This is a genomic window from Methyloversatilis sp. MC4-4, assembly GCF_049843555.1.
In the GTDB taxonomy this organism is placed as follows: Bacteria; Pseudomonadota; Gammaproteobacteria; order Burkholderiales; family Rhodocyclaceae; genus Methyloversatilis; species Methyloversatilis discipulorum_B.
The window spans coordinates 1104276-1125999 of the sequence record NZ_JBBHZK010000001.1; the positions used below are offsets into that span (position 1 = coordinate 1104276).

The window sequence follows — 21724 nt, forward strand, 5'->3', positions numbered from 1 at the left end:
TATTGCCGCATCGATGCACCCCACAACCGACGACAGGAGATGGCAATGAAGAAGTTCAGTCTTGTTTTTGCAGCCTGCGCCGTGATGAGCGCCGGCGCCCATGCCGCCGACGCGAAGGCCGACAAACCCGAGCTGGCGCGCGACTGGGTGGCGATGGACGTCGACAAGGACGGCCACATCACGCCGGACGAAATGCTCAATTACGAGAAGAAGAAGGCTGCGCAGAAGAAGTGAGGTCCGGGGCTGGATGAGCCCCGGATTCTTCGTACCGACGGGGGCCGCACTGCGGCTCCCGTTTTTTTGTGCGTGCCCGGCGCGCCACGTCGACGCCGAGGCCGCCTACACTGCGGCCATGGACTGCGTACTGATTTCCCATCCCGACTGTCTGGACCACCGTCCGGGCGACCGTCACCCCGAATCGCCGGCCCGCCTGCAGACCGTGCTCGCCGAACTCGAGCGCACCGGCGTCACGCGCAAGTGGCAGCGCGTCGAGGCGCCTCTGGTCACCCGCGCCCAGCTTGAACGCGTGCACAACGCCGCCTATCTCGACGAAGTCGAGCGGGTGGCGCCCAAGACCGGCACCTACCGGCTGGAGAGCGACACCGTGATGTCGCCCGGCTCGCTGGCAGCTGCGTCGCGCGCCGCTGGCGCCGTCGTGCAGGGCGTCGATCTGGTGATGAGCGGGCGGGCGAAGGCGGTGTTCTGCGCGACACGCCCGCCCGGCCACCACGCGAAGCCGGGCGACGCGATGGGCTTCTGCATCTACGGCAACGTCGCCGTCGGCGCCGCGCACGCGCTGGCGACGCACGGCATCGAGCGCGTCGCCATCGCAGATTTCGACGTGCATCGCGGCAACGGCACCGAACTGATGTTCAGACGCGAGCCGCGCGTGCTGATGGCCGACAGCTTCCAACATCCCTATTACCCGCGCGGCGAGTTTCCCGAGCGAGCGGGCTACATCCCGTTGCGCATGGCGGCAGGCGAGGGCTCGGACGCCTTCCGCCGGCACTGGAAAGAGGTCGCCCTGCCGAAGCTGCGCGCCTTCCGGCCGCAGCTGGTGCTGATCTCTGCCGGCTTCGACGCGCTGCGCGACGACCCGTTGGCCAATATCGAACTCGAAGCCGCCGACTACCGCTGGATCACGCACGAACTGCGCGACATCGCCGAGGCGTCGGCGCAGGGGCGCATCGTGTCTACGCTGGAAGGCGGCTACGGTCTGCCGGCCATCGGCCCGGCGGTGGCCGCTCACCTGATGGCGCTCGGCGACTGCAGCGTCTAGACTGCGCCGGCATTCACTGCGGACTTTCAATATGGATATTCAATGGTGGCACTGGCTGGTCGCCGGTCTTGCACTGCTGGTGATCGAACTGGCCGTGCCCGGCATGGTGGTGCTGTGGTTCGGCGTTGCCGCGATCGGCATCGGTCTGCTGCTGTGGGCGGTGCCGACGCTTTCACTGACGCTGCAGCTCGCCTTGTGGGCGGTGCTGTCCTGCGTGCTGGTGTTCGCCTGGTTCCGCGTGTTCCGCGCCGACCAGCACCGCACGCACTCCGGCATGTCGGCCGGTGACGTGCTCGGCGAGGTGGGCCTGGTGGTGCACGAGATCACGCCCTTCGGCCGCGGTCAGGTGCGCTTCCAGAAGCCGCTGCTGGGCGCCGACGTATGGGACTGCATCGCCGACGACACGCTGCCGGTCGGCGAGCGGGTGAAGGTACTGTCGGTCGAGGGCTCGCTGCTCAAGGTCGGGCGCACGCACATCAACAAAACCTGAGGGAGGATTGCCCATGAGTTCCGGACTGGTCGTCGTCATTGCATTGCTGATATTCGTCGCCGTCACGCTGGCCAAGGGCCTGCGCGTGGTGCCGCAGGGCGAGGAGTGGGTGGTGCAGCGCATGGGCAAGTACCTGCGCACGTTGCTGCCCGGCCTCAACATCATCATTCCCTACCTCGACGACGTCGCCTACAAAGTGGTGACCAAGGACATCATCCTCGACGTGCAGGAGCAGGAGGTGATCACCCGCGACAACGCGGTCATCCGCACCAATGCCGTGGCCTTCATCAAGGTGACCGACCCGGTCAAGGCGGTCTATGGCGTGACCGACTTCTCCGAGGCGATCCGCAACCTCATCATGACCACGCTGCGTTCCATCGTCGGTGAGATGGATCTGGACCAGGCGCTGTCCAGCCGCGACAAGATCAAGGTGAGGCTGCGCGAGAGCATCGCCGACGAGGCGATCGACTGGGGCCTGACCGTGAAGTCGGTCGAGATCCAGGACATCAATCCGTCCGACTCGATGCAGCGCGCGATGGAACAGCAGGCCAGCGCCGAACGCGAGCGCAAGGCCATGGTGACGCGCTCCGAAGGTCAGAAGCAGTCGATGATTCTCGAAGCCGAGGCCCGGCTGGAATCGGCCAAGCGCGACGCCGCCGCCCAGGTGACGCTGGCGGAAGCGAGTGCCGAATCGATCCGTCGCGTCACCGCATCGCTCGGCGAGCAGCAGCTGCCGATGATGTATCTGCTCGGCGAGAAGTACATCGCCGCGCTGAACAAGCTGGGCGAATCGCCGAACGCCAAGGTGGTCGTGCTGCCGGCCGATCTGCAGGACGCCGTGGCCGGCATCTTCGCGCGCGCCGGCGGCAAGGGCTGAGTTCGCGCGGGCCATCCAGAACCTGCAGGAATCCTGACATGCCCGGCCCGCACGCGCGGGCCGGCACCTGATCGGCGAGAATCGGCCTGTAGGCGGCCTTGTCCGCTCCCGCACCCGAGACAATACGAATGAGCGACATCGAACGCGAGTCCATGGAATTCGACCTGCTGGTCGTCGGTGCCGGCCCGGCCGGGCTGGCGGCGGCGATCCGCGCGAAACAGCAGGCGGCACAGGCCGGCATCGAACTGTCGGTGTGCGTGATCGAGAAGGCGGCCGAGGTCGGCGCCCACATCCTGTCCGGCGCGGTGATGGACCCGCGCGCGCTGACCGAACTGCTGCCCGACTGGGCTTCGCAGGGCGCGCCGCTCGACACGCCGGTCACCGAAGACCGCATGCTCTTCCTGTCGGAAACCGGTGCGCGCGCGGTGCCGCACGCGCTGCTGCCGCAGAGCTTCCACAACGACGGCAACTACATCGTGCGCCTGGGCCACGTCGTCAAATGGCTGGGCGAGCAGGCGGAAGCGCTGGGCGTCGATGTGTTCGCCGGCTTCACCGGCGCCCAGCTGCTGATCGAGGACGGCAAGGTCGCCGGCGTCATCACCGGCGACATGGGCCTCACGCGCGACGGTGAGCAGGGGCCCAACTTCCAGCCGGGCATGGCGCTGCGCGCGAAATACACGCTGTTCGCCGAAGGCTGCCGCGGCCACCTGGGCAAGGCGCTGGAACAGCGCTTCAATCTGCGCGAGGGCGTCGACCCGCAGACCTACGGCCTCGGTCTGAAGGAACTGTGGGAGGTGCCGGCGGCGCAGAGTCAGCCGGGCCTGGTCGTCCACACCGCCGGCTGGCCGGTGGATAACGCCACTTACGGCGGCGGCTTCATCTATCACCTGAAGGGCAATCTGGTCGCCATCGGCTACGTGGTCGGGCTTAACTACAGCAACCCGCACCTGTCGCCGTTCGATGAATTCCAGCGCTACAAGACCCACCCGGCCATCCGCACCCACATCGAGGGCGGACAGCGCCTGTCGTACGGCGCGCGGGCGATCACCGCCGGCGGTCTGCAGAGCCTGCCCAAACTGGTGTTCCCGGGCGGCGCGCTGATCGGCGACGACGCCGGCTTCCTCAACGCCGCGCGCATCAAGGGCAGCCACGCCGCGATCAAGAGCGGCATGCTGGCCGCCGACGCCGCGGTCGAGGCGATTGCCGCCGGGCGCGCGCAGGACGCGCTCGCCGCCTACCCGGAGAAATTCCGCATCAGCTGGCTGCGCGACGAGCTCTACCGCACCCGCAACTTCAAGCCCTACATGAAGAAAGGCCTGTGGCTGGGCGCCTTCCTGTACGGCGCCGAACAGCTGCTGTTCAAGGGCGCCGTGCCGTGGACGCTGCGCAACACCGCCGACCACACCTCACTGCAACCAGCGGCCAGCTGTACGCCAATCGACTACCCGAAGCCGGATGGCATGCTCACCTTCGACCGCCTGTCATCGGTTTTCCTGTCGAGCACCAACCACGAAGAGGACCAGCCCTGTCACCTGCGGCTGGCCGACGCGGGGGTGCCCATCACGGTGAATCTCGCCGCCTACGACGCGCCCGAACAGCGCTACTGCCCGGCCGGGGTGTACGAAATCGTCCGCGAACAGACCGGCCCACGGCTGCAGATCAACGCGCAGAACTGCGTGCACTGCAAGACCTGCGACATTAAGGACCCGACGCAGAACATCACCTGGGTCACGCCGCAGGGCGGGGAAGGGCCGATCTACAACGGCATGTAGGTCAGTTTCCTGTGGAAACGGCCTTGGCCGCGACACGGGCGCTGCCATCCTCAGGCTCCGATTCAGGCCGCAGTCAGGGCCAGAAGACCCCTCCTGCAATCCCCAACCCAAGCCCAGGTCGTGGAGCAGGCGCACCTCTCATGTAGGAGCGGTCTTCTGACCGCGACACGGCCGCTGCCATCCGCAGGCTTCGATACAAGCCGCAGTCGGGGTCAGAAGACCCCTCCCACAAAACCCCGGCTCAGGCCGTGGGTCGGGCGCGATCCCTGTGAGAGCTGCCTTGGCCGCGACACGGCCTCCGCACACCGCAAAGCTTCAATCACCGCCGCAATCGCGAGCAAGCTCGCTCCCACGAACCTCTGTACCGGCCTTGCAGACACCTTGCCAATTTTTGGCAAAGCACCCACATTCAGTTCATGGGCACGATGAACATTTCCCTCCCCGACGCTCTGAAGGCCTTTGTCGATGAGCAGGTCAGTCAGCGCGGCTACGGCACCAGCAGCGAGTATGTGCGCGAGCTGATCCGCAAGGACCAGGATCGCCTGCATCTGCGCGGCCTGCTGATCTCCGGAGCCGAGTCGGCCCCGGCAGCCGCGGCCGACGACAACTACTTCGAAGGCCTGCGGGACAAAGTGCGCAAGGCCGCCGGAACGACGCCGACGGCGTGATCTGAACGCACGCCGCCGCTGTCGGGGTCAGAAGACCCCTCCCACAAAACCCCGGCTCAGGCCGCGGGTGGGGCGCGATCCCTGTGGGAGCGGCCTTGGCCGCGACGCGGCCGTCGTCGTCCGCTGGCTCCGATGCCGGCTGCTGTCGGGGTCAGAAGACCCCTCCCACAAAACCCCGGCTCAGGCCGTGGGTCGGGCGCGATCCCTGTGGGAGCGGCCTTGGCCGCGACAGGGCCTGTGCACACTGCAAAGCTTCGATTACGGGCTGCGATCGCGAGCAAGCGCGCTCCCGCAGTCTCCGTCACAGCTCTGAGCAGGGACCTCTGTGGGATGCAGCCATCGCTGTCGGCAGGACCAGAACCCAGCGCCGCACCCCTCACTTCGCCGGAATGCAGGTCCCCTTGGTCACCTGCGAACTCAGCAGCCCCAGGGTTTCAGCCGCAGCACCGGCCTTCTTTGCCTGCCCGTAATGGTCGGCCCACTCCTGCCGCATCTGCGCTTCCGCCGACAGGCACTCCGCGAGGCTGCCGAAGACCAGATCGGTCTTGACCGGCGAGTTCATCACGATGATCACCAGCATCCATTTCATGGTCGTTCTCTCCCTGTCTGCTTATCCCGCCTACCTCACGGCACCCGAGCTGCGGCCGGCCGCTCACGCTCGCACCGCTGCCTCGATCGCCGCGATATCAATCTTCGTCATGCCCATCATCGCCTCGAACGCCCGCTTCGCTGTCGCCGGGTCGGGGTGGGCGATGGCGTTCATCAGCGCCACCGGCGTGATCTGCCAAGATAGGCCCCAGCGGTCCCTGCACCAGCCGCAGGCGCTCTCCTGACCGCCGTTGCTGACGATGGCGTTCCACAGCCTGTCGGTTTCCGCCTGGTCCGCCGTCGCCACCTGAAACGAGAACGCCTCGGTCTGCGGGAAGGCCGGCCCGCCGTTCAGCCCGAGGCAGGGGATGCCCATGACCGTGAATTCCACCGTCAGCACATCGCCTTCCTTGCCGGACGGATAGTCTGCCGGCGCGCGATACACATTACCAACGAAGGAATCGGGAAAGGTAGCGGCGTAGAACCGCGCCGCGTCCTCGGCGCCGCCGTTGAACCACAGGCAGACGGTGTTCTTTGCAGGTGTGACCATGGTCGTTCTCCTTCAAAGGTGTCCGGAATCCGGGGGGCACTTCAGCGTGCACCGCCAGGCTTCGTCGTCCCGCTGCTTCGCGACTGCCAGGTATCGGCACTCCAAGTCGGCGCCGCTTCCTCGATGAGCCGCAGAAGGTCAGCGGGCAGGTCATCCGAGCCGGTCAGTTGCCGGATCTCCAGAATGTCGTCCGTGCCAAGTCCCGACGGCGCGCGCAGCGCCCACTGTATGGCGTCGTCGAGCGAGGGGACTTCGATGATGTAGAAGCCGCCCACCAGTTCCTTGGACTCCGCGAACGGACCGTCGACGACATAGCGTTTGCCGTCCGCAACAGCAATCCGCGCGCCTTGCGCCGCCGGATTCAGACCCTCGGACGCGATCAGCACACCCGCCGTGTGCATCTCTTCGTTGAAGCGCATGTAGGCCTTGAACAGCTCGGCATCGAACTCCGCCGATGCGTCGGATGGCGTGCTCGCTGCATCGGACTGCGCCGTGATGATGAATCGCATCGCCTGATCTCCATTCAGAGTGGGGTAGGGATGGGTACGACGAACGGGGGCGCGGCAGTTCGACAGGGCAGCCTGCCAGGGGGCTGAGTGCCAACTCGCAGCGGACTTCCAACGCATGACAGGCAACGAACCGTTGGCTCCGGCTCCGCTTTCGTCAGCGGGAAAATGTGGTCTGTCCCTTATTGATATTTGGCTAGCCGTGGCGTTCCCGGTTGGAATCAGTTTCGGCCGTAAAATACTTTATGGCCACTAGAACGCAAAGCGCGGAATAAAGGAAAGGAAACTTCCAGTTGACGGCTTCTGTTAATGCAAAAACAACGCCGCCGTTCTCGATTCTCTTCCACACAATGTGACCGTGCGGAATGAATCCTTTCATGGAAAGCCATGCGACAACTGAGAGCAGGATCAGATAAGGACGGAGCGATAGAATGGATAATGTGATCGCTGCATAGTAGATGCCTTTTATGGCGAACACCCAGAGCGGCGTCAGGAAAACCATAAACATGGCGAGAACGCCAGGATTCCAAAGAGCAAAAGTGTCACTGGGGGACAATTTGTGCAGCTTGAAAAGGCCAATGGCGGTGCTCCAATAGAGGTTTGACGCAGGCCAGTACAGAAGAAATAACGACAGGCCAGCAAAGCCCATATACCAACTGATCGATTTCGCGGTACTGACAAGTCTGGCGATAGTCATGGATATCTCCTAGACGTTGCAGCTCCCGCGACGGCAGCCAAGGTGCGTTCCACTAAAACGTGATGCGGACGGAAGCGCATGATCGGGTCGCTTCACCGTGATAGACCGCCTCAATGTTGTTGCCGTCGGGATCGAGAACAAAGGCCGCGTAGTAGCCCGGGTGGTAGGGCCGCTCTCCCGGCGCCCCGTTGTCCTTGCCGCCACTCGCCAGTGCGGCCGCGTAGAACGCATCCACCATTGCCCGGTCCTGTGCCTGGAACGCGAGGTGGCAGCGACCGGTGACCTTGCCCTGCGCCGCAACGCTCGTTGCCGTCGACACGAACAGCTCGTCCGCCCAGAAGTAGTCATCCGCCGAGCCGCCGATGGGAATGTTCAGGGCGCCGAAAACAGCTTCATAGAAGGCCTCGCTGGCCGCCAGATCGCTGACGACAAGCTGGATGTGGTCGATGAGGCGACCGCGATGCAGTTCTTGCGTTTCCATAGGTGGGCTCCTTGTTTGAGGTGTGGAACGATGAAATCCGATCCGTTACTCGGCTATCGGTCGCGATGAATTGAAATTCCGAACGCGAAAACACCTTCGAAGAAAATCGCATCCATTACCGACCATTTGTCGCCAAAACACTAATCGCCACACCTGCACTCCATCGGCCCCTTGCTTCGACTCGCTCTAGTCATGTGCTCTGGATAGATTGGCACCATGCGCCCCTTCATATCCAACTCCCCGCATTGCCTTGTGCAGTTTTCCGCGGCAGTCGGAATCAGACGCATGACCGATTCGTATAACAAGCCCAAGAGAACGAATGCGATGAATGCAAGTGCCAATTGAAATTCAAGGTGCCTCAAGAAATTCGGAACTCTCAACAACCCCGCTCCTTCGCGATATCAGCGCCACGAATCGAATGCGCGTCGAACATCGGAAAACCGCGCCCTGACCCATGCCGTTACAAGCCATTATCGACGCACGATCACCGGGATGCCTTAAAAATCATTTTCTTGCCTTCCAGGAAAGTGATGAGAGTGGTCCCAGATAATGAAACAAACTCAATCCCGCCCTCAGCCGACGCCTGCTGGCCGATGAACAGTTTTCCATTCTTGAGGTGCCAGGAGAGAATTGGGGCCGTGACTGGGCCATCTTTCTTTCCTGTCGTCACCGCGACCCAATCTTTATTTGCGAAGCGTAGATGGAGGATGTCCGTCTCGCTTACCAACTCCAGCGTTGTCCCAACCAACCATTCAGAAGACCAGCCTTGAATCTCCGTCTGCGGTTGCTGCGACGAAACCGGCGCCGAAAAAAAGGACGTGCTCGCGCAGACTATCAGGAGCAGGCCGAGCAGTTGGCCTCGACAGCTTGCCCATATACAGAGCAGTAATGACATAGGGTCTGGTCGAGATCTTCTGTGGTTCAAGTCAAAGGCTAGTCGAGGGAAAAATCGTGGTGTGTCCCCTATTGTTTCTATTGTTGGCTCACTTTGATCTCTAACCCCCTAGGCTCCAAGTACATTGATTACCGCCCTAAGCTCAGATAGATAAACCTCGATTCGTGTTGGCTTCTTGGGGCCGGTTGAAGCCTTCAAATAGGCGCCAATGCTATTCACCTTTTTATCAGCTGTACGCGCAAGTGACTTGTAGTTGCCGCTCTGCAGTTTAACGAGAGCATCCATCATCGCCTCGTAGCTCGCGTCGCTACGATGGGCAATGCAGTTGCGAATGAATTTTGCTGCATTCATTAGCTTATGGTGCGAGGTGGATAGTGCTTTATACTTGGCTGCGTGAGCCTGAATAAGGTACTTGTCAGCTCGTTCGACCATCTTCTTCGCGTCGTAGAAAGTGATGTTGTGACCGGTTGGATCCAGAAGCGGATATAGCTCTCCTGCCTTAATGTGCTTGATAGATCCGAGTACAACCTTCTTTGCATACCAATCGCCGAATTCCCGCTTGACAACATCCTGGATTAAGCTCTGCTTCTTCGCGATAAAGACGCTCGCATCCTTGTTGGTGTAAGCAAAGAATAAATCGGAAAGAGCGCCTTCAAAGGAAATAGCTGCCGAAAGGAAGACGTGTTCCGCAAGCAGCGAGGTGTCCGACTTCTCTGTGGTAGAACCATGAAAGCTCGCCGCAGATCTCAGGTAGTAGTCGACGAGTTTCGTAATCTCGGCATCAAAGTCACTTGCTACATCTTTAGGATTGAGTTTATTCATGGGTTGGCAACCGGTTTTGAGAGAACAACAGGGGTCAGGCCACGATTCTGTCGGTCCATAAGAGATCCAAGTTGGCTGAGGTCTTAGGTGCCAGCATAGATACGCTTGTAGTTCGCATTTACGAATTCAATAAAAGCTAGGTTGTGTTCCTTTAGGAGGCGAGCGATATCTTCCGGTTGTACGGTGAGCATATTGTCAATTGACTGCTGCACCATTGGGTTTGCCCAGTTTTGGCTGGTACTTCCAATCATCGACGCGACAACCTGTAACCGGTGATGCTGCCACACAAGCATTTCGATGGAGCGACGACATTGATCGTACTGAGCAAAGCCGTAGACCTGCCCTCGTGCAACCAAGGCATTCAGTTTTGAAGCCAGCCTTCTGCTGGGTTCGAGGTAACCCCACATCCGTTTTGCATCACGCTCTCCGTTCTTCTCGATATATGCGATCACACCGTCTTTCAAGCCATTGTCCTCGGTGGCATGTAAGTTCCGATAGCTTACAAAACCGATCTGAAGAAACTTCAAGTATTCCTGTGGCCTGGATAGAGCGTCAATGTACTCATGGACCCCATCTGTGAGGACGTCCAAAAAGTCAGTCTGCTTTTGCGCCCTTGATTGACGCTTCCACGTGTTGATGGCCAGAAAAGCCGCCACTACTGTTAAGCAAGTAGCGATCGTCTGGACGAGCTCAAACCAGTCAATCGACTTTAAGAACGCGCACACATTGGTACCTGACGGTGAAGAAAAAATATGGGGCTGACTACAATTTTTCGCGCCCCCTATTGTTCTATTGAAAACTCGGCCTGTCCTCTATTGTTTCGCGAGGCCCGAGCCGAAGGGGGAGGGTGCCGACACGGGCCATGAGAATACTAAAGGCACGACCTGAGTTGGCATCCGCCTGACCGACTGGTTAGGCAACGTCTGCCATGGTGCGGTGAATTCTCTCTATAAGGTGACGGACATGCATGTGATCCGACTTTTCATCGCAACGCATCATTAGCTCTTCTGTCTCTCTCATCAGCATGTGCAGTTGCTCCATTCTTTCCGAGGCCGGCACACGCTTTGCGTTCTGAAGCTTCTCTAGCGTGTTTGAGAGGCGCTCGTACTCAATCGCTGTAATGGAACCTCGTCGCGAGATTCGGCGATCATGTATGGATATTTCCATTAGCTTGCGCATCTCTTGAATTTCGGCTTGCAGCACACCTAGTGCAAGCCCTTCTTTGTTGCCCTTGAGTTCAGGGATTTTTGCAGGCTGATTGAGTGCCAGAAGCTTGACGATTGAGTTCACATTCCCGGCATCTGCATCCGCCGCAACTGTTGCCTCAATCGCGTCCTTAAGCTCATTCTGGCTACGCAAGACATCGTGGTACTTCATCTCTTTAGAATACTCTAGGTACCGAAGAGGTGCGATATCAAATATTTTTGGTGTGCCACTCTCTTGAATAAGCACGACGGGTCTATCAAACGCTTGCCTGATGCCAAGCTCAAAGAGAACGTTGGGATTTCTACTGCTCAGGTCGCAAATGGTAATTGGGGCCTCGATCAGCTTCTTCAGTATGTCGAGATGAATGAGGTTTGTGGCCTTTACATCATCGGCTCGAATGGCTCGAAAGCCAGCCTTCTCGCACGATGGCGCCACGATATTGTCATACACGTGCTTGAAGTGGCCCTGAGGATAGCCATCAGCATCTGATATGGGCATGATGATGAAGCACTCTCTTGGCTTTATATCGGGCATCGTCTCCATCCTTTTGTGTTGCCTAACGAATTGCTGGGCGCCTGTTTTATGTGATCTAGCGTGACGTACCAGAACGCTGCGTGATATTCCAGCGAACCACGCAATCGATTCATTCGTACATTCAGTATGTTGCAGCGGGCTTTCACTTATCTGAGCCTCTCATCTGCGGTGTTACGCGGCAATCGACCTTTCGGCGGATGCATCGGCACCCAGGCCCACTCCATGCCCCCTCAGGCAATTCCGGCGCAAGCGCCCGTTGAGCACCGGTTCACGTCGTTTGAAACGCCCTGTCTCCACCCCGCTGGCGCATCATCACCCCCTGTTCCCCGTCACCGGATACAAGGCATGAAAACGCGCATCACCGATCTTCTGGGCATTCGCTACCCCATCGTGCAGGGCGGGATGATGTGGGTGGGGCGGGCGGAGCTGGCTTCTGCGGTGTCGAATGCCGGCGGGCTGGGCATTCTTACCGCGCTGACGCAACCCACACCTGAGGCGCTGACGGCGGAGATTGCGCGCTGTCGCGACATGACGGACCAGCCTTTCGGCGTGAATCTGACGATACTGCCGGCGATCAAGCCGCCGCCTTACGAGGCCTATCTCGACGCGATGCTGGATGCGGGCATCCGCATCATCGAAACCGCGGGCAACAATCCGGAGGCTTTCATCGCCAAGGCGAAGGCGCGCGGGGCGACGATCATCCACAAGTGCGTGGCGGTGCGGCATGCGCTGTCGGCGCAGAGGAAGGGCGTGGATATCGTGAGCATCGACGGTTTCGAGTGCGCCGGGCACCCCGGTGAGGACGACGTGCCGGGTCTGGTGCTGATTCCGATCGCGGCGCAGGCGCTGGACATTCCGGTGATCGCCTCCGGCGGCATCGGCGACGGCCGCGGCATGGCGGCGGCGCTGGCGCTGGGCGCCGAGGGCGTGAACATGGGCACGCGCTTCTGCGTGACGAAGGAGGCGCCTATCCACGACAGCATCAAGCAGGCGCTGGTGAATGCGAGCGAGCGCGACACGCGGCTCATTCTGCGCAGCCTGCACAACACGGCGCGCGTGTTCCGCAACGCGGTGTCGGACGCGGTGGTGGAGGCCGAAGGCCGCGGCTGCACCTTCGACGACATCCGCCCGCTGGTCAGCGGCGCGCGCGGTGCGGAGGCGCTGGCGCAGGGCGAGGTCGATGGCGGCGTGATCACCGCCGGTCAGGTGATCGGGCTGATCCGCGACGTGCCCAGCTGCGCCGAGCTGATCGCGCGCATGGTCGATGAATGCCGTGCGGCGCTGAAGAGCGCGGCCGAGAAGGCGAGCTGATTCAGCGCGGGTCGGCGCAGAGCAGGCCGTCTTCCAGCCAGCGCGCGAGCCAGCCACCGATCAGGGCCTGCGCGTCGTCCGACTCGACGGTTTCACATGCGGCGGCGAAAGGCGTGCCGCGCTGCAGGGCGTTGAGCATGCCGGCCTCTGCCGCGTCGATCGATCGGAAATGCGGCTGCACACCCTTGCGCCAGACCAGCACCGTCATCGGCTGCGCCAGGTCGACGACGGCGGGCGGCGTGTCGCTGCGGTCCATCGCGTGCCACAGGTCCAGCGTATTGCGCTGCACGCGCAGCATCTGTGCGGTCGGGTGCAGGCTGAACACGACAGTCGCCCAGTCCTCGTCGCTCAAGCCCGCGAGTGCCGCGCCGTCGAGCGGCTGCGCGTCGGCGCCGTCGAAGGCGTTGCGCATCGCCCAGTCCAGCCGCGCCAGTTCCGCCACTTCCGGGTCGGCGGGCCAGGCGCCGTGCAGCCAGTCGGCGTAGCGGTCACCAAAGGGGCGCAGGCTGAACTGCGTCGGCGGATGGTCGGCGATGTAGCGCAACCCGGCGTCCTCGAAGGCGTCGTCGCCGAGCCAGGCCCAGGTCTTGTCGAAACTGTCCTTCAGCGTGTCGAGCAGCCGCACGCGGTAGGCATTGCGATAGATGTGGGCACGGGCGGCCGGGGCCAGGCCCTCGCTCGCGGCCAGCGTGTCGACGAAGGCGTTCGGCGCCTCGTGCAGATAGCGCATGAATTCGTGCTGCAGGGCGGCCAGACCGTTCATGCGGCCTCCCGCGTGATCGTTTCGGCACGCACCGCGATGCGGCGGGCGCGCGCCAGTTCGTTCAGCAGTTCGTGCAGCGCCGGAATGTTGTCGTCGCGCTCGATCATGGTGGCCACCTCGCCGAACATGCCGCAGGCGATGTCGTACAGCGCCCACACTTCCTCGCACACCGGCTGGTCGTGCGTATCGACCAGATGATCGTCATGTGTCGAGTGGCCGGCGAGATGGATCTGCTGCACGCGCGCGGCCGGCAGACCGGCCAGATAGCTCACCGGGTCGAAACCGTGATTGACGCTGCTGACATAGACGTTGTTCACGTCGAGCAGCAGCAGGCAGTCGGCTTCGTCGGCGACGGTGCGGATGAAATCCCACTCCGTCATGTCGGACACCGCATAGCCCAGATAGCTGGACACGTTCTCCAGCACCAGCCGGCGTCCGAGTTCGTGCTGCACCTGACCGATGCGGCTCACCAGCAGGCGCACCGCTTCTTCGGTGTAGGGCAGCGGCAGCAGGTCGTGCGCGTTCTGCCCCCCGATTCCGGTCCAGCAGAAGTGGTCGGAAATCCACAGCGGCTGGACACGGTCGGCGAGCGCTTTCAGCTTCTTCAGATAGTCGCGGTCGAGCGCGTCGGTCGAGCCTATCGACAGCGCCACGCCGTGCATGGCCATCGGATAGTCGGCGCGCAGACGATCGAGCATGGCCATCGGCTTGCCGCCGCCGACCATGAAGTTTTCGGAAATGATTTCAAGCCAGTCCAGCGGCGCGCGTGCGTCGAGCAGCGTGGCGTAGTGGGCCGGGCGCAGACCCAGACCGAAGCCGGGCGAGGGGGCGGTGAGTGCGGTCGTGGTCATGGGCGCGCTGCGCGGCACGGCGCCCGCAGGCCCCGTGCCGCGCCAGTCGGTCGCTGAAAGAATTACTTGGCCGCCAGATCGCCGATGGTGCCGCCCTGGCCCAGGCATTCCTTGGCGGTGGTCGCCTTGAAGCCGTGGCCCTTGCAGGCGTTCTGACCCTTGCAGCTGTGTTCGGCGGTCGCGCAGTCGCTGTTGCCCTTGCAGGCGTGCAGGCCGTAGCAATGGACCTTGTCGCCGGCGGCGACGGCCGCACCCTTGCTGCCGGCCGGTGCGTCGGCGGCGAAAACGGCGCCCGACAGGGCGAAAGCGGCAGCGGCGGCGGCGATCGAGGCGCCGAAACGGGACGTGGACATGAATGTTCTCCTGAAGATGGTGTGCGGCCGGGGACCTCCCCGGCATCGGATTCGCGAGAACAGCCGCCGGTGTCCGGACACTGCGCACTACGCTCTCCCGCCACTAGACCCGGGCGGGGTGCGGATGCTTACTTCGACGGAGAAATTTTTTCCTGCGACGACCACGGAAGCTGCTGCTTCTGTGCCTCGTCGTGCCAGCGCTCTTCCTCTTCGTGGATGTAGCGCTGCGTGGTGCGCGCGTCGGTGTGGCGCGCGTCCTTCTGCACGTAGCGCTCGTTCATGCCGCTGTCGAGCTTGGCGGTGATGCCGGTGTGGCGGCCCCAGTGGGCCGAGGCGGCACGCAGCTTTTCGCGCTTGTGCTCCGATATTTCGGGCAGCAGTTCGGCCGCCGCATAGAAGATCTTCTTCAGGATCTGGTTCAGCCGGCGCGCGGTGATCGGGCTGCGGTCCTTGATCGACACCAGCAGCGGCGTGAGGTCGGTGCGCTTGGGCATGGCGCTCAGGCCGAGGTGTTTGCGGTAGCGCACCAGCGCGTGGACCATGTCGTCGGCCACCGGCACCTTGGCCTGCTTGCCGCCTTTGCCGACGACATGCCACCACCAGCGGCCACGCTCTTCGCGGAAGCTGTTCATGCGGTGCGATTCGAGCTCGCCGGCGCGCGGCGCCAGCATGTAGAGCAGGGCCGCGATGAAGCGCGCGCGCTCGTATTCGTCGCGTTCGCTGTCCAGTTCGCGCGGCATCGCCTCGATGGCCTGCGTCACCGCCTGCCACATTTCGGCGTCGAGAAAGCGCTCGACCTTCTGCATTTCCTCGGTCTGCGCGATCACGTGCGCCGGCCCGTTCTTTTCCAGCGACAGCTTGCGCCGGCGCTGGCGGATCAGGCCCAGCGGATTGCCGGCGAGATAGCCGGCGTCGACCAGATAGCTCATCAGCGAATTGATGGCGGCGATCGCGGTGAGCACCGCCGACTCCGACAGCGGCCCGACGAAGGGGCGCCACTCCGCACGCACGCGCTGCACCTTGGGGCCGCACCACAGCGCGGCCGGCTGAGGGTCGGCGAGGAAGTGCAGATAGCCTTCGAAGTCCTGCCGGTTCAGGCTGGACAGCGGCTTGCCGCACTCGACCAGCGACCACAGCAGCAGCCGTTCGCACTCGCGCTGATAGATGCGGTGCGTGCCGGGCGAGCGGTCGTATTCGGCGAGAAAGCAGCGGATCGCCTCGATGTCGGTCTGCGCACCGATCTGCAGTCGCGCGCGGTCGGCGCGGTTCACGCCGTCGTGCCCGTCGAGCGCTTCGGGCACGCTGATCTCGTCGAGCGGGCGCAGTGGAATCGGGAGCGGGGCAGTCGTCATGGTGGGCGATCTTACCTGCGCCGGGGAACCTGGAGACAGCACGCACGGTCAGGTCGGCGTCAGCAAATGCTGCGATGCTTGCGCGCCTGATGCGCACGCCGCCGGGTCGATCCGGCGGCGGCAAACAATGTATCCTTCGGCCGGTTTCAGCCAGCCACAAGTCCGGCAGCCTCCATGAATCCACTCGCAACGATAGTGCTGTTGCCCCTTGTGGCCGGCACGCTGCTCTGTTTTGCCTTCGGTCGCGACAACTCGCCCGCGCGTCGTCTGCTGACCGCGCTGGCCGCCGGCGCCGTCACGCTGACCGCGTTCGGCATGCTGCTGTCGCTGGCGCCACAGGTGTTCGCCGGCCAGACACTGCTGGCGCACACCGACTGGGTGCCGTCGCTCGGTCTGTCGATAGGCTGGCGCCTCGACGGCCTGGCGCTGATGTTCGCGCTGCTGATCACCGGCATCGGCTCGCTGATCGTGCTGTACGCGCACTTCTATCTGGCCGAGTCCGACCCCGCCGGCAAGTTCTACACCCTGCTCATGCTGTTCATGGCGGCCATGCTGGGCATCGTGATGTCGGACAACATCATGCTGCTGGTCGTGTTCTGGGAGCTGACCAGCATTTCGTCCTTCCTGCTGGTCGGCTACTGGGGCCACAAGGAAGAGGCGAGGGCGGGTGCGCGGATGGCGCTGGCGGTGACCGGCGGCGGCGGACTGGTCATGCTGGCCGGTTTCGTGCTGCTCGGCCAGATCGCTGGCAGTTATGAACTGAGCGACATCCTGCTGAGCGGCGACGTGATCAAGGCCGACCCGCTGTATCCGCTCATGCTGGTGCTGATCCTGGTCGGCTGTTTCACCAAGAGCGCGCAGGTGCCGTTCCACTTCTGGCTGCCGGAAGCGATGGCCGCACCGACGCCGGTGTCGGCCTACCTGCACTCGGCCACCATGGTGAAGGCCGGTATCTTCCTGCTGGCGCGTCTGTACCCGGCGGTCGGCGGTACCGACCTGTTCGAGGGCATCGTTGCCAGCTTCGGTCTGGCCACGGTGGCCTTCGCCGCCTGGGTGGCCATCTTCAAGCACGACCTGAAGGGCCTGCTGGCCTATTCGACGGTGAGCCACCTCGGCTTCATCACCTTCCTGATCGGGCTCAATTCGCCGCTGTCGGCGGTGGCGGCGGTGTTCCACATCCTGAACCACGCCACCTTCAAGGCGGCGCTGTTCATGAGCGCGGGCATCGTCGATCACGAGTGCGGCACGCGCGACATGCGGCGCCTGGGCGGTCTGCTCAGGCTGATGCCCTGGACCGCCACCTTCGCCATGACGGCGGCGGCGGCGATGGCCGGCATTCCGCTGTTCAACGGTTTCCTGTCGAAGGAAATGTTCTTCCACGAGGCGGTCGAGGCGACCATGTTCTGGGGCGCGGCGGTGCCGGTGGTCGCCACCTTCGCCGGCGTCTGCTCGATGGCCTACTCGCTGCGCCTGGTGCATGACACCTTCTTCAACGGCGCGCCCAAAGATCTGCCGGCCGACGCGCACCCGCACGATCCACCGTTCGGCATGCTGGCGCCGGTGGCGCTGCTGGCGGTGCTGTGCGTCGTGGTCGGCGTCATTCCGGCGCTCACCTACGGCCCGCTGGTCGAGGTCGCGGCGCGCGCGCTGCTCGGCGGCGACACGCCCGACTATCACCTCGCGCTGTGGCACGGCTTCAATCTGCCGCTGCTGATGAGCGGCATCGCAGTGGTTGTCGGCGCCGCGCTGTATCTGGCACTGCAGCGCGTGTTCCGGCTGCACGGCTACACGCCGCAGTCCTTCTCCGGCAAGGCGACCTTCACCTGCCTGATCGATGGCCTGTTCGGCTTTGCCGGTCGTCTCACGGCGCGCTTCGAGAACGGTTCGCTGCAGCGTTCGCTGGCGCTGATGGTGGCCTTTGCGATCGTGCTGGCGGCGGCGCCGTTCTGGGCCGCCGATACGTTGCCCGGCGCCGGGCCGCGCGAATTGATGCCGGCCTCGCCGCTGGCGCTCGCCGTGTGGGTACTGTTGCTGGCCAGCGCAACCCTGCTGGTGCTGACCCACCACAACCGCTTCCAGGCGCTGGTGCTGACCGGCGTCGTCGGCCTGGTCACCGCCTTCACCTTCGTCGGCCTGTCGGCGCCCGACCTCGCGCTGACGCAGCTGTCGGTCGAGGTGGTATCGACGGTGCTGCTGCTGATGGGTCTGGCGCTGCTGCCGCAGCGCACGCCCTTCGAATCGGGCACGCTGCGCCGCGGCCGCGACGCGCTGCTCGCCGTGTTCGCCGGCGGCGGCGTGGCCGGGCTAACCTGGCTCATGCTGACGCGCCCGCACGATTCGATCTCGTGGTTCTTCCTCGACAAGTCGCTGAGCGAGGGCGGCGGTACCAATGTGGTGAACGTCATCCTGGTCGACTTCCGCGGCTACGACACCTTCGGCGAAATCACCGTGCTCGGCATCGCCGGCATCGGCGTGCTGGCGCTGCTCGACGGCTTCCGCACACGCCGGCCCGACGCCGACCCGGACGGCCGTCGCTGGGCCTTCGAGGAACAGCCGCTGCTGCTGCGCGTCGCCGCGCGCGTCGTGCTGCCGCTGGCGCTGCTGGTGTCCGCCTACATCTTCTGGCGCGGCCACAACGTGCCGGGCGGCGGCTTCATCGCCGGCCTGATCACCGCGGTGGCGCTGGTGATGCAGTACATGGCGCTCGGTCAGGCGCGTGCCGAGGCCTTGCTGCACGGCGCGGCCGGCCGTCGCTTCTCGCGCTGGATAGGCAGCGGCCTGGCGATCGCCGGGCTGACCGGCATCGGCGCCTTCTGGTTCGGTCGCCCCTTCCTGACCAGCGCGCACGGCCACCCGGCGCTGCCGCTGCTGGGCGAACTGCCGCTGGCCAGTGCAGCGGCCTTCGACCTCGGGGTCTATATCACCGTCGTCGGCGCCACCATGCTGACGCTGTCGGTACTGGGTGCAGCGAGCAAGGAGCAGCACGGATGAGTCTTTTCGCGAACATCAGCATGGAATTCCTGGTGGCCAGCGGCATCGGCTGGGTCACCGCCTGCGGTGTCTACCTGATGCTGCGCGGGCGCAGCTTCCCGGTCGTGCTGGGCCTGACGCTGCTTGGTTACGCGGTAAACATTTTCATCTTCGTGATGGGCCGGCTGTGGAGCGCGGCGCCGCCGATCCTGGGGCAGGGCGATGTACAGGCCGACCCGCTGCCGCAGGCGCTGGTGCTCACCGCCATCGTGATCGGCTTCGCCACCACCGGCTTCGTGATCGAACTGGCGCTGCGCAGCCGCGCCGAATCGGGCACCGACCACGTCGACGGCCGGGAGCCCGGAGCATGAACATGAGTTTTGCCGATGTGATGATGCAGCTGTTCCGCCAGCACCTCGCGGTGCTGCCGGTGCTGCTGCCCAGTTTCACCGCCATGCTGATGCTGCTGATCGGCGACCGCGATTCATTGCCGCGGCTGCGCCGCATCGCGCTGGTGTCGGTCACGCTCGGGCTGATGTTTGCGCTCAAGCTGGCGATGGAAGCCGACGACGGCGTGCTGCGCGTGTACCGCGTCGGCGACTGGCCGGCGCCGTTCGGCATCGTGCTGGTGATCGACCGGCTGTCGGCGCTGATGCTGGTACTGACTCAGGCGGTGGCGCTGCCGGTGCTGTTCTACGCGAGCGGCGGCTGGGACAGCCACGGCCGGCATTTCCACGCGCTGTTCCAGTTCCAGCTGATGGGTCTGAACGGTGCCTTCGTGACCGGCGACCTGTTCAATCTGTTCGTGTTCTTCGAGGTGCTGCTGATCGCCTCCTACGTGCTGCTGCTGCACGGCCAGGGCCGCGAGCGCTTCCGCGTCGGCGTGCAGTACGTGGCGATCAATCTGGCGGCCTCCGCCCTGTTCCTGATCGGCGTGTCGCTGATCTACGCCACCGTCGGCACGCTGAACATGGCCGACCTTGCGCAGCGCGTGCCGCTGGTGAGCGGCGACGACGCGGTGGTGCTGAAGGCGGCGGCGCTCATCCTGCTCGTCGTGTTCGGCGTCAAGGCGGCCATCCTGCCGCTGCACCTGTGGCTGCCCTCGACCTATGCGGCGGCGAGCGCGCCAGTCGCCGCGCTGTTCGCCATCATGACCAAGGTCGGTGTCTACAGCATCCTGCGCGTGCATGGCGTGATCTTCGGCGCCGACGCCGGCGCGTCGGCACTGACGGTCGAGCCCTGGCTGCTGCCGCTGGCGCTCGGTACCAGCGTGCTGGCGGTGTTCGGCATGCTGGCCGCACACACGCTGCCGCGCATGGTGGCCTACATGACGGTCGCCTCGGTCGGCACGATACTGGCCGCCCTGGGCCTGTTCAGCGAGGCCGCCTGGTCGGCGGCGCTGTACTACATGGCACACAGCACGCTCATCATCGCGGCGCTTTTCCTGCTGGTCGAACTGGTGGCGGCGCAGCGTGGCGACGCGGCCGACCGGCTCGAAGCGGGGCCCGCGGTGGCGCAGCCGGCGCTGCTCGGCCTGCTGATGCTGCTCGGCGCCGCATCGGCCGCCGGTCTGCCGCCGCTGCCGGGCTTCATCGGCAAGCTGATGGTGCTGCAGGCGTCCAGCGGCCACGAGGCGCAGGCCTGGGTGTGGACGGTCGTGCTGCTGGTCGGCTTCCTGACGCTGATCGGTCTGGCGCGCGCCGGCAGCGTGCTGTTCTGGAGCGTGCGTCCGGAAGCGGATGGCAGCGGCACCGCTGCCGGCGCCAGCCCGCGACTGGTGCTCGCCACCGTGTCGCTGATCGGCGCCGGCGTGCTGATGAGCGTGCTGGCCGGGCCGCTCAAGCGCTACACCGATGCGGCCGCGGTGCAGCTGGTCGACCGCCGCGCCTATCAGGAGGCGGTGCTTGGCGCCGCCGGCGCGCAGACCACGCAACCCTATGTATTTCCGCGTCCGGCCAGCGAAGGAGCTCACTGATGGCGACGACTGAAGCCGCGCACGGCAAGCGCTGGTTCGGGCACCCGATCATGTCGGCCATGGTGGCCGCGGGCTGGCTCACGCTGCAGCAGGCAATCGATCCGGGCAATGTGCTGACCGCCATCGTGCTCGGGCTGGTGATCCCGCGCCTGGTCAGCGGCTTCATCGGGCCCGGCGTCACGCTGAAGTCCTTCGGGACCGTGCTGCGGCTGAGCGGCATCGTCGTGTGGGACATCATCATTTCCAACATCACGGTCGCCAAGCTCGCACTGAGTCCGACGCGGGTGCCGCAGCCGGCCTGGGTGCCGGTTCCGCTGGACATCGAACACCCGAATGGCGTGGCGCTGTTCGCCTCCATCATCACGATGACGCCGGGCACGGTGTCGTGCATCGTCGACGAGCGCCGCCGCGAAATCCTCGTTCATGCACTCGACTGCAGCGATCCAGTCGCCGCCGCGCGTGACATGAAGGCGCGTTACGAAGCACCGCTGCGGGAGATTTTCGAATGATAGATATGGCCCTGGACATTACCGTCGGCGCCATCGTGATCGCCATGCTGATCTGCGGCTGGCGGGTGTTGCGCGGTCCGGAAGTGGTCGACCGCATCCTGGCGCTCGACACCCTCTATGTGAACGTGGTGGCGCTGGTCATCGTGCTCGGCATGCGCCAGCACACCGATCTGCTGTTCGAGGCCGCGCTCATCGTCGCCATGCTGGGCTTCGTCGGCACCGTCGGCCTGTCGCGCTACCTGACGCGCGGCGACGTGATCGAGTAAGGAGGACCG

General features: G+C 64.0%; 25 protein-coding genes. 12 read left to right on the forward strand and 13 right to left on the reverse strand.

Features of this window, described 5'->3' with window-relative positions; genetic code table 11:
- Positions 1-45: 45 nt before the first annotated feature.
- The 6 genes from WDZ97_RS05010 to WDZ97_RS05035 all read left to right on the forward strand — a co-directional run bounded on the left by WDZ97_RS05010 (position 46) and on the right by WDZ97_RS05035 (position 5086).
- Entirely contained in the window at positions 46-234 is a 189-nt protein-coding gene (locus tag WDZ97_RS05010; protein ID WP_304001061.1) for a hypothetical protein, read from the forward strand.
- A gap of 118 nt (positions 235-352) precedes the next feature.
- The gene (locus WDZ97_RS05015) at positions 353-1279 is read left to right on the forward strand and encodes a histone deacetylase family protein (RefSeq protein WP_419541491.1); all 927 of its coding nucleotides are present in this window, start codon (positions 353-355) and stop codon (positions 1277-1279) included.
- A 31-nt stretch (positions 1280-1310) separates the two neighbouring features.
- On the forward strand, positions 1311-1769 hold the full coding sequence (locus tag WDZ97_RS05020; RefSeq protein ID WP_020164730.1) for an NfeD family protein: 459 nt from the start codon (positions 1311-1313) through the stop codon (positions 1767-1769).
- Between the two features lie 13 nt (positions 1770-1782).
- Positions 1783-2646 carry an SPFH domain-containing protein gene (locus WDZ97_RS05025; RefSeq protein ID WP_019918241.1) on the forward strand — a complete coding sequence of 288 codons (864 nt, stop codon included), beginning with the start codon at positions 1783-1785 and terminating at the stop codon, positions 2644-2646.
- A gap of 128 nt (positions 2647-2774) precedes the next feature.
- Entirely contained in the window at positions 2775-4418 is a 1644-nt protein-coding gene (locus WDZ97_RS05030; RefSeq protein ID WP_425761987.1) for an electron transfer flavoprotein-ubiquinone oxidoreductase, read from the forward strand.
- A gap of 416 nt (positions 4419-4834) precedes the next feature.
- Positions 4835-5086, forward strand: a complete 252-nt coding sequence (locus tag WDZ97_RS05035) for a type II toxin-antitoxin system ParD family antitoxin (protein WP_425761988.1) — start codon at positions 4835-4837, stop codon at positions 5084-5086.
- Between the two features lie 376 nt (positions 5087-5462).
- On the opposite strand, the gene WDZ97_RS05040 is transcribed toward WDZ97_RS05035, so the two are convergent.
- The 9 genes from WDZ97_RS05040 to WDZ97_RS05080 all read right to left on the reverse strand — a co-directional run bounded on the left by WDZ97_RS05040 (position 5463) and on the right by WDZ97_RS05080 (position 11365).
- Complete coding sequence (locus WDZ97_RS05040; protein WP_029143694.1) at positions 5463-5675, reverse strand: hypothetical protein; 213 nt, start codon at positions 5673-5675, stop codon at positions 5463-5465.
- Positions 5676-5738: 63 nt separating this feature from the next.
- Positions 5739-6224, reverse strand: a complete 486-nt coding sequence (locus WDZ97_RS05045) for a VOC family protein (protein WP_425761989.1) — start codon at positions 6222-6224, stop codon at positions 5739-5741.
- 41 nt (positions 6225-6265) lie between these two features.
- Positions 6266-6733: a YciI family protein gene (locus WDZ97_RS05050; RefSeq protein ID WP_425761990.1), complete on the reverse strand. Its 468-nt coding sequence runs from the start codon at positions 6731-6733 to the stop codon at positions 6266-6268.
- A gap of 193 nt (positions 6734-6926) precedes the next feature.
- Entirely contained in the window at positions 6927-7427 is a 501-nt protein-coding gene (locus tag WDZ97_RS05055) for a hypothetical protein (protein ID WP_425761991.1), read from the reverse strand.
- Between the two features lie 52 nt (positions 7428-7479).
- On the reverse strand, positions 7480-7908 hold the full coding sequence (locus WDZ97_RS05060) for a VOC family protein (protein ID WP_425761992.1): 429 nt from the start codon (positions 7906-7908) through the stop codon (positions 7480-7482).
- 484 nt (positions 7909-8392) lie between these two features.
- Positions 8393-8803: a hypothetical protein gene (locus WDZ97_RS05065; RefSeq protein ID WP_425761993.1), complete on the reverse strand. Its 411-nt coding sequence runs from the start codon at positions 8801-8803 to the stop codon at positions 8393-8395.
- Positions 8804-8911: 108 nt separating this feature from the next.
- Entirely contained in the window at positions 8912-9625 is a 714-nt protein-coding gene (locus WDZ97_RS05070; protein WP_425761994.1) for a hypothetical protein, read from the reverse strand.
- Positions 9626-9708: 83 nt separating this feature from the next.
- Complete coding sequence (locus tag WDZ97_RS05075) at positions 9709-10152, reverse strand: hypothetical protein (protein WP_425761995.1); 444 nt, start codon at positions 10150-10152, stop codon at positions 9709-9711.
- Between the two features lie 385 nt (positions 10153-10537).
- Positions 10538-11365, reverse strand: coding sequence for a hypothetical protein (locus tag WDZ97_RS05080; protein ID WP_425761996.1), 828 nt, complete (start codon positions 11363-11365; stop codon positions 10538-10540).
- A 345-nt stretch (positions 11366-11710) separates the two neighbouring features.
- Here WDZ97_RS05080 and WDZ97_RS05085 point away from each other — a divergent pair, with 345 nt between their 5' ends.
- Complete coding sequence (locus tag WDZ97_RS05085) at positions 11711-12676, forward strand: NAD(P)H-dependent flavin oxidoreductase (protein WP_425761997.1); 966 nt, start codon at positions 11711-11713, stop codon at positions 12674-12676.
- A gap of 1 nt (position 12677) precedes the next feature.
- Here WDZ97_RS05085 and WDZ97_RS05090 read toward each other — a convergent pair whose 3' ends face one another.
- The 4 genes from WDZ97_RS05090 to WDZ97_RS05105 all read right to left on the reverse strand — a co-directional run bounded on the left by WDZ97_RS05090 (position 12678) and on the right by WDZ97_RS05105 (position 15995).
- The gene (locus tag WDZ97_RS05090) at positions 12678-13439 is read right to left on the reverse strand and encodes a putative DNA-binding domain-containing protein (protein ID WP_425761998.1); all 762 of its coding nucleotides are present in this window, start codon (positions 13437-13439) and stop codon (positions 12678-12680) included.
- Complete coding sequence (locus WDZ97_RS05095; RefSeq protein WP_425761999.1) at positions 13436-14290, reverse strand: DUF692 domain-containing protein; 855 nt, start codon at positions 14288-14290, stop codon at positions 13436-13438. The genes WDZ97_RS05090 and WDZ97_RS05095 overlap by 4 nt, the downstream gene beginning before the upstream one ends.
- Positions 14291-14352: 62 nt before the next feature.
- Positions 14353-14643: a hypothetical protein gene (locus WDZ97_RS05100; protein WP_425762000.1), complete on the reverse strand. Its 291-nt coding sequence runs from the start codon at positions 14641-14643 to the stop codon at positions 14353-14355.
- Between the two features lie 128 nt (positions 14644-14771).
- On the reverse strand, positions 14772-15995 hold the full coding sequence (locus tag WDZ97_RS05105) for a tyrosine-type recombinase/integrase (protein ID WP_425762001.1): 1224 nt from the start codon (positions 15993-15995) through the stop codon (positions 14772-14774).
- Positions 15996-16169: 174 nt separating this feature from the next.
- Between WDZ97_RS05105 and WDZ97_RS05110 the strand changes: the two genes are divergently transcribed.
- The 5 genes from WDZ97_RS05110 to WDZ97_RS05130 are packed head-to-tail and all read left to right on the forward strand — an operon-like array spanning position 16170 to position 21715.
- Entirely contained in the window at positions 16170-18986 is a 2817-nt protein-coding gene (locus tag WDZ97_RS05110; RefSeq protein WP_425762002.1) for a monovalent cation/H+ antiporter subunit A, read from the forward strand.
- Complete coding sequence (locus WDZ97_RS05115; protein WP_019918257.1) at positions 18983-19336, forward strand: Na+/H+ antiporter subunit C; 354 nt, start codon at positions 18983-18985, stop codon at positions 19334-19336. Before WDZ97_RS05110 ends, WDZ97_RS05115 begins: the two co-directional genes overlap by 4 nt.
- Positions 19333-20940, forward strand: a complete 1608-nt coding sequence (locus tag WDZ97_RS05120; protein WP_425762003.1) for a monovalent cation/H+ antiporter subunit D — start codon at positions 19333-19335, stop codon at positions 20938-20940. Before WDZ97_RS05115 ends, WDZ97_RS05120 begins: the two co-directional genes overlap by 4 nt.
- Positions 20940-21449 carry a Na+/H+ antiporter subunit E gene (locus WDZ97_RS05125; RefSeq protein ID WP_425762004.1) on the forward strand — a complete coding sequence of 170 codons (510 nt, stop codon included), beginning with the start codon at positions 20940-20942 and terminating at the stop codon, positions 21447-21449. The genes WDZ97_RS05120 and WDZ97_RS05125 overlap by 1 nt, the downstream gene beginning before the upstream one ends.
- The gene (locus tag WDZ97_RS05130; RefSeq protein ID WP_024300439.1) at positions 21446-21715 is read left to right on the forward strand and encodes a K+/H+ antiporter subunit F; all 270 of its coding nucleotides are present in this window, start codon (positions 21446-21448) and stop codon (positions 21713-21715) included. Before WDZ97_RS05125 ends, WDZ97_RS05130 begins: the two co-directional genes overlap by 4 nt.
- The last annotated feature ends 9 nt before the right edge of the window (positions 21716-21724 follow it).